This window comes from Actinosynnema sp. NPDC023658 (genome assembly GCF_040639995.1).
In the GTDB taxonomy this organism is placed as follows: domain Bacteria; phylum Actinomycetota; class Actinomycetes; order Mycobacteriales; family Pseudonocardiaceae; genus Actinosynnema.
The window spans coordinates 1-3357 of the sequence record NZ_JBFAAX010000629.1 but is presented as its reverse complement, the minus strand read 5'-3'; the positions used below and the strand labels follow the sequence as shown (position 1 = coordinate 3357).

The following is a 3357-nucleotide window of genomic DNA, read 5'->3' as shown; positions in this document are numbered from 1 at the left end:
TCGACAGCCCGGTCAAGGTCCGCGCCTTCCGGGTCGAGCTGGGCGAGGGCGATGCGGCGATCCGCGCGGTCCCCGGCGTCGACGAGGCGGCGGCGTTCCCGGTCCGGGACCGGACCGGCCGGGTGACCGGGTTGGTCGCGGCGGCGAAATCCGACGGGGTCTCCGAGGGGGACGTCCTCGCCGCGATCGGAGAGGTGCTGCCGCGGTACGCCGTGCCGCGGACCGTGCGGGTCCTGCCGGAGCTGCCGATCGGCGTCACCGGCAAGCTCGACCGCAAGGCGTTGGAGCGGCAGCTCTCCGAGCCCACCCCGCGCCCCGGGCCGGTGGACGTGCGCCCGACCTCCGCGGAGGGCTACGAGCGGATCGTCGCCGAGACGTGGAGCTCGGTCCTCGGCGTGGACCTGGCGGTCGACGCCGACGGCAACTTCTTCGACGTCGGCGGCAACTCGGCCCTGCTCGGCTCGGTCTTCGCCCGCCTGCTCCAAGCGTTCCCCGACGCGGGCCTGCAACTGGTCGAGATGTACCGGTACCCCACGATCCCGGCCCTGGCGGCACGGCTCAGGGCGGGGTCGTCGGCGGCGCGCGGAACGCCCGTCCCGCCCCAGTCCACCGGCACCGGCCCCGCCCGGCCGGGTGCCAACCGGCGCGCGCCGCTGAGCGCGGCCGACCGCAGGCGGCTCGCGCGACGAGTGAAGTAACCGGAGCAACCGTCACAGACATTAAGGAATCCGCGAGTGAGCCACCACGACTTGAGCGAGCACAGCGGACCGGAAGACGCGCCGGGGAACCAGCACCCGGGCGCCCCGCAGGGCGTGGCGATCATCGGCATGGCGTGCCGCTTCCCGGATGCCGACACCCCGGCGCGGTTCTGGTCGAACCTGGTCGACGGGCGGGAGTCGATCACCCGCGAGGACGGCGGGGACGCGACCTCGGCCGGCTGGATCCGCGCCAGGTCGACGCTGGAGGGCATCGACGGGTTCGACGCCGAGTTCTTCGGCTACAGCCCGCGCGAAGCCGCCCTGCTCGACCCGCAGCACCGGCTGTTCCTCGAAGTCTGCTGGGAGGCGCTGGAGGACGGCGGCTCCGCCGGTCAGCGGCGCACCGACGACATCGGCGTGTACGGCGGCTGCGGGACGAGCCTCTACCTGATGAACAACCTCAGCGGCCAGGCGAGCAAGGAGCTGCCGAACTTCCTCGACTCCGCCGAGGACCTCCAGCTGGCGATGGCCGCGGAACGCGACTACCTGACCAGCCGCGTGGCGTACAAGCTCGACCTCGGCGGTCCCAGCGTCAACGTCCAGGCCGCCTGCGCCACCTCGCTGTACGCGGTCCACCTGGCGTGCCAGGCGCTCCTGGCGGGCGAGTGCGACCTGGCGCTGGCCGGCGGCGCGCACGTGCCGGTGCCGCAGATCGACGGCTACCAGCCGGAACCCGGCCTGGTGATGTCGCAGGACGGCCACTGCCGGGCCTTCGACGCACGGGCCACCGGGACGGTCTTCGGCAGCGGGGTCGGCGCGGTGCTGCTCAAGCCGCTGGACCGCGCGCTGGCCGACGGCGACCGCGTGTACGCCGTCATCCGGGGCACCGCGGTCAACAACGACGGCTCCGGCAAGCCCGGCTTCAGCGCGCCGAGCATCGCCGGCCAGGCCGCGGTGATCCGCCAGGCGCTCGCCGCCGCGGACGTCGAGCCAGGGACGATCTCCTACGTCGAGGCCCACGGCACCGCCACGCCGACCGGCGACCCGATCGAGGTCGCCGCGCTGACCGACGCGTTCCGGGGCGTGCCGCCGCGGTCCTGCGCCCTGGGGTCGGTCAAGACCAACATCGGGCACCTGAGCTGGGCCGCAGGCGTGGCCGGGATCATCAAGGTCGCGCTCGCGCTGCGGCACCGGACGCTGCCCGCCTCGCTGCACTTCGAGGAGCCCAACCCGGCGATCGACTTCGCCGGATCGCCGTTCTTCGTGCAGTCCGGGACGACCGACTGGCCCGACCGCGGCGGACCGCTCCGCGCCGGCGTCAGCGCGTTCGGGCTCGGCGGCATGAACGCCCACGCCGTCCTGGAGGAGGCGCCGCCCGCACCCGCGGAACGGGCGGGCCACGCGCCCGGAGCGGTGTCCGGCACGCAGGTGCTGCCGATCTCCGGCCGCACCGAGCCCGCGCTCCGGGACCTGGCGGCCAGGATGAGCCAGGCGTTGCTGGACGACACCGCGCCGGACCTCGTGGACGCGGCGTACAGCCTCGGCAGCGGCCGCGCGCACTTCGCCCACCGGGCGGCGGTCGTCGGGTCGGACCGCAAGACGCTCGCCGCGCTCCTCGACGCCGTGGCGAGCGGCCAGGGGGACGTGACCGACGAGTTCGACGGCGAGATCGGCCTGGTGTCCGGACGGGTGCGCGGCGGGTCGCCCCGGGTCGCCGCGCTGTACTCGGGCCAGGGCGCGGAGTACCTGGAGGCGTGCCGCGACCTCTACCTGGCCGAGCCCGCCTTCCGCGCGTTCGTCGACCGCACCGACCCGCGCTTCCTGGAGCACACCGGGCACCGGCTCTCCGAGTTCCTCTACCAGGACGCCGCACGCCGGGGCATGCGCATCACCGACGTCCGGATGGCCCAGCCGGTCGTCTACGCGTTGCAGGTCGCGCTGCTGGAGCTGTGGCGGGGTTGGGGGGTGGAGCCGGACGTCCACCTCGGTCACAGCCTGGGGGAGTACGCGGCGGCGCACGGCGCGGGCGTGTTCGACTTCGAGACCGGGCTGTACCTGGTGTCGCAGCGCGCGAAGCTGCTCGGAACGCTGCCCGAGTCCGGCGCCATGGCGACCGTCTTCGCCGGCGAGCCGACCGTGCGCGAACTGCTGGAGGGCGCCGACCGGGTCGGCGTCGCGGCGATCAACGCGCCGGGCAGCACGGTGATCTCCGGCGACCGGGACGCGTTGCGCGCGGTCGTCACGGCCGCCCGGAAGCGCGGGATCAAGTGCAAGGAGCTGCCCATCGGGGTGGCCGGGCACTCGGCGCAGATGGACGCGATCCTGGACGACTACTCCGCCGTCCTCGACTCCGTCGAGCTGCGCCCGCCGACGCGCCCGATCATCTCCACCCTGACCGGGGCCCCGATCGGTGAGGAGATGGCGACCACCGGGTACTGGCGGCGGCAGCTCAGGCACCCGGTCCTGTTCCTCGAAGCGACCCGCGCGTGCGGCGACCCGGACGTCTTCCTGGAGCTCGGCCTGGGCAACACGCTCGTCAACCTGACCAGGATGGCGCAGGGCGACGGGGGAGGGACCGAGCCGACGTGCAAGGACCGGGTGTCGGACCTGGCCGAGTTCACCTCCGCGATCCGGCGCGTCGGCGCGGGCGGGTCGGCGT

2 protein-coding genes are annotated in these 3357 nt (G+C 74.2%); both read left to right on the top strand.

All coding sequences use genetic code 11. The features are described 5' to 3' along the window. On the top strand, window positions 1-698 hold a 698-nt coding region (locus AB0G02_RS32365; protein ID WP_360801761.1), incomplete at its 5' end, for a phosphopantetheine-binding protein. Between the two features lie 36 nt (window positions 699-734). Further along, a partial coding sequence (locus AB0G02_RS32360; protein WP_360801758.1) for a type I polyketide synthase occupies window positions 735-3357 on the top strand: 2623 nt, incomplete at its 3' end.